Annotated in this window: 3 protein-coding genes; all 3 read left to right on the top strand. The window is 66.2% G+C overall.

Translation table 11 applies throughout. The annotated features are described in order from the left end of the window. Positions 1 to 206: 206 nt before the first annotated feature. Genes B2A78_RS25265 through B2A78_RS25255 form a run of 3 tightly spaced genes read left to right on the top strand, consistent with a single transcriptional unit; the run spans position 207 to position 4,041 of the window. Positions 207 to 1,466 (top strand): hypothetical protein, encoded by a 1,260-nt coding sequence (locus tag B2A78_RS25265; protein WP_077732820.1) that lies wholly within the window; start codon positions 207 to 209, stop codon positions 1,464 to 1,466. A gap of 17 nt (positions 1,467 to 1,483) precedes the next feature. Continuing rightward, positions 1,484 to 3,235 carry a GNVR domain-containing protein gene (locus B2A78_RS25260; RefSeq protein WP_077732819.1) on the top strand — a complete coding sequence of 584 codons (1,752 nt, stop codon included), beginning with the start codon at positions 1,484 to 1,486 and terminating at the stop codon, positions 3,233 to 3,235. A 32-nt stretch (positions 3,236 to 3,267) separates the two neighbouring features. Further along, the gene (locus tag B2A78_RS25255; RefSeq protein ID WP_240502682.1) at positions 3,268 to 4,041 is read left to right on the top strand and encodes a CpsD/CapB family tyrosine-protein kinase; all 774 of its coding nucleotides are present in this window, start codon (positions 3,268 to 3,270) and stop codon (positions 4,039 to 4,041) included. Positions 4,042 to 4,093 lie beyond the last annotated feature (52 nt).

Here is a 4,093-nt window from a genome sequence, read left to right as displayed (position 1 = left end):
CGCCGACCGCGACGACATCACCATCCTCCGCCAACGGGGCGATCAGACCACGCCCCTGCCGTTCGATTACGACGCCGTGGCCGCCGGCGAGGACCTGGAGCAGAACATTCTGCTGATGAACGGCGACGTCGTGGTTGTCCGTTGAGGCGCCGGGCCCGCGTGAGGCGCGATCCGGCCGGCCCCAGGCGCGCGCGAGGCGGCTGAGCATGCGGGGGACGATTCAGCGGCTGGCCTGGGCCGGCGTGGGGCTCGGTATGGCCGTCGCCCGCCCGAGCTTCGGCGTGGACTGGCACCTCGAGGCGGCGGCCAGCGTGAGCCAGCAGTATCATTCCAATATCCAGCTGTTGCCGGACCGGCTCGATCCTCAGGCGGTCTTCGGCACCGATCTCGGCTTCACCACCCAGCTCGTCGCGGCGGAGCCTCACTGGCAGGTGAAGAGCCGGGCGCGCCTGCAAAATCTTTTTTATACGCCGATCGACGCCATCGACACCCAGAATCAGTATCTGGACCTCGATGCCCATTATGCGACCGAGCGGTCGCGCTGGGCGCTCACGGTGAACCATACCGATGACGCCCTGCTGTCGTCGCAGTCCGATGTCCTGGTCGGAATCGTGTTGACCCGCGTGCAGCGGGCTGAAACCACCGTCGCCCCGTCCTGGACCTATGCGCTGGACGAGCGCACCCGGCTGACCCTGGGCTATGCGTATCAGGCCTCGGATTACGAGGCCCGGGCTGGGTTCGCCTTTGTCAGTTCGACCGCGCATACGGCGTCGTCCGGACTCGAGCATCAGCTGACCGAACGCTTGTTGCTCTCGGGGACGCTGGCTTATACCGCCTATCGCGCCGACCGGCGCGCGATCGATTATCTCAACGCCCTGGCGGGCTTTCAGTACGCCCTGACCGAGACGCTCGAGGTCGGCGTCTCCGGCGGCGGTCAGTTCAGCGATTCGGAGACTCAATTGGAAACCTTGCGCCTCGACGGTTTTCAGATCGTCAGCCTGGACCCGCTGCTGCTGGTGCCGGTCACGGTCCAGGAGACGGTCACGCTCAAGGACCGCCAGTTCGGCCCCTTGGTCACCGCGAGCGCGCGGCAGCGCTTCGACACCGGGGACGTCGAGCTGAATTACGCCCATCAGATCAGCCCTTCGATCAACGGTACCCTGTTCGAGTCGGATCGGGTGACGGTCACGGCCCGCCGGCAGGTGTCGGAGCGCCTGAACGCCGCCCTGAATCTGTCCTACACCGATCAGTCGCTGCCCGATGCGAACGGCGATCGCCTGACCCAGGCGTATTACCGGATCGGCGGCGATCTGTCTTATGCCGTGACCGAGCGCTGGCGCCTCGGCGCGTCGTATCAGTACACCCTCCGCGATCTCGGGGAGCGCGGCGGTTTGTTTTCCGGCCGTCAGGAGGCCCATGCCGTCTTTGTGACGCTCAAGTACGACTTCGACCCATTCCAGTTTTGAGTTTGAGAGACCGATCAATGGAAGAAAAAGCACTCAGCGATTATCTCGCCACCTTTCGCCGCCATCGCGCCGCCTTCGGCGCGATTCTGGGCGGACTGTTCACGCTCGGCGTCCTGACCGCGCTGCTGTTGCCGCCGACCTACCGCTCGACCGCGACGATTCTGATCGAGGAGCAGGAGATCCCGTCCGACCTGGTCCGCTCCACCATCACGAGTTATGCCGCCGAGCGGCTGCAGATGATCAGCCAGCGGGTGATGACCCGCGCGCATCTCCTCGCGATCGTCGAGAAGTTCGATCTTTATGCGAAAGAGCGCCAGAAGAAGACCACCGACGAGATCGTCGAGATGATGCGCGAGGATATCGCCTTCCAGCCGATCAGCGCGGAGGTCATCGATCCCAAATCCGGCCATCCGACCAAGGCGACGATCGCCTTCAGCCTGTCCTACGACGGCCGCCATCCCGATACCGTGCAGCGGGTGGCCAACGAGATCACGTCGCTCTATCTCGAGGAGAATCTGAAGACGCGCACTCAGAAGACCCAGGAAGCCTCCGATTTCCTCACCGAGGAGGTCGAGCAGATCGGGGCCTACGTCACCGAGCTGGAACAGACGCTGGCGCAGTTCAAGGAAGCCCATCTGTACGCCCTGCCGGAGCAGAAGGCGCTGAATTTGCAGTTCCTGCAGCAGACCGAGCAGGAGCTTCAGTCGCTCGATCTGCAGCTTAGGACGCTCCAGGAGCGCGCCCTCTATCTGGACGCGGAGCTCTCGCAAATCGCCCCGGAGACGCCGATCGTATCGGGCACCGGGGAGCGCATTCTGAGCAAGCAGGACCGGTTGAAGCACCTTGAGACCGAGCTGGTCGCCCTGACCAGCCGGTATGCCGATAAGCATCCGGATGTCGTGAAGGCGCGGCGCGAGATCGAGGCCCTGGAGCGCGAACTCGGGCCGGTCGATCACGCGCTCGACACGGTCAAGACCCTCGCGCATCTGAAGGGGGAGTTGGCGGTGCTCGAGGACACCCATGCGCCCGATCACCCCGATGTCGTCGCCGTCACGGCCAAGATCGCCGCTTACGAAAAGGCCCTGGCCGAACCTTCGGCCGAGACGACGGCGCGGGCGATCGCCGCCCGCCAGCCGGACAATCCGGCCTATGTGAATCTGTCCGCCCAGAAAGCCAGCACCCGCCAGGAGATCGAGGCGCTCAAACAGCGCCGGCTCGAGCTCGCGGCGAAGCTGGCCGATTACCAGGACCGGCTGCAGCGCACGCCGGACACCGAGCGCCAGTATCTGGCCCTGATGCGGGATTACGAGAACGCCGCCAACCGCTATCGGGAATTGAGGGCGAAGCAGATGGAGGCCCAGATCGGGGAGCAGCTGGAGCGCAAAAGCAAGGGCGAGCGCTTTTCCATCATCGAGCCGCCCCTGTTGCCGGAAAAGCCGATCAAGCCGAACCGCCCGGCGATCGTCATCCTCGGCCTGCTGTTGGGCCTCGCCGCCGCGGTCGGCACGATCGCGCTGCGCACCACCTTCGATCAGACCGTCCGCACCGCCCGGGCCGTCGCCGCCCTGGTCGGCACCGCCCCGCTCGCGGTGGTCCCGTATCTCACGACCGATGAGCTCGCGATCGATCAGAGCCGCCAGCGCCTGATCCTGGCCGGCCTCGGGTTCGGCGCCCTGCTCCTGACCGTGTGCCTGATCCATTGGTTCTGGACCCCGCTGGATGTGCTCTGGTTCCGGGGTCTTCGGAAGCTCGACACCGCCCTCGGCTAACCCTGTCTCTCGTTTTACCCGGAGTGCCCGTGATGGAATCGATTGCCCCTTCGTTCGCAACCCCCACCCCCGGTCCGCGCGGCGGATCGCCCGCGGCCCCGGCGCCCGCCGAGCGGATCGAGTACACGACCACCCGCTCGATCGAGGTCCGCCGCGAGGTGCTGCGCCGCCAGCGTCTCATCGCCGGCTACCCGCCCGGCCCCTATGTGGATGCCTATAAGGTGCTCCGCACCAAGGTCTTGCAGATCCTCCGCGAGCGCGGCTGGAACGCGCTCGCCGTCACCAGCCCCACCCCCCAGGCGGGCAAGACCGTCGCCGCGATCAACCTGGCCCTGAGCCTCGCCCTCGACGTCAGCCAGACCGTCCTCCTGGTCGATGCCAATCTCCGCCATCCGAGCGTCCACACCGCGTTCGGCTTCACCCCCCAGTACGGGCTCAGCGATTATCTCCTCGACGATGTGCCGATCGAGCGCCTGCTGATCAACCCCAAGGGCATCGGCCGCTTCGTCGTCCTGCCGGGCCACCGGCCCTTGCCCGATGCCTCGGAACTCCTCGCCTCGCCGAAGATGGCGCGCCTGGTGGACGAATTGAAGCACCGCTATCCGAGCCGCATCGTGGTGTTCGACCTGCCCCACTTGACCACCGCCGACGCCCTCGCCTTCGCCCCCCATGTCGACGCCGCCCTGCTGGTGCTCGAGGCCGGCCGCACCACCCACGCCGAACTCGAAGAGGCCCTCGCCCACCTCAACACCACCCCCCTCCTCGGCACCCTCCTCAACAAGGCCGAACCCGGACCGGGCAGCTGACGGCCCCACCGGCGGGAAAAGATGCCCGGCCTCAGCGATGTCCGGTCATCCC

Source organism: Methylocaldum sp. 14B (assembly GCF_002005105.1).
Classification (GTDB): Bacteria; Pseudomonadota; Gammaproteobacteria; order Methylococcales; family Methylococcaceae; genus Methylocaldum.
Note: the sequence above shows the minus strand (reverse complement) of the source record. Positions and strands in the feature narration are given on the sequence as shown.

What these genes read in the sequence shown, in the direction of transcription:
- B2A78_RS25265 (WP_077732820.1), top strand. Translation starts at nt 207, where the DNA reads ATGCGGGGGACGATTCAGCGGCTGGCCTGGGCCGGCGTGGGGCTCGGT.
- B2A78_RS25260 (WP_077732819.1), top strand. Translation starts at nt 1,484, where the DNA reads ATGGAAGAAAAAGCACTCAGCGATTATCTCGCCACCTTTCGCCGCCAT.
- B2A78_RS25255 (WP_240502682.1), top strand. Translation starts at nt 3,268, where the DNA reads ATGGAATCGATTGCCCCTTCGTTCGCAACCCCCACCCCCGGTCCGCGC.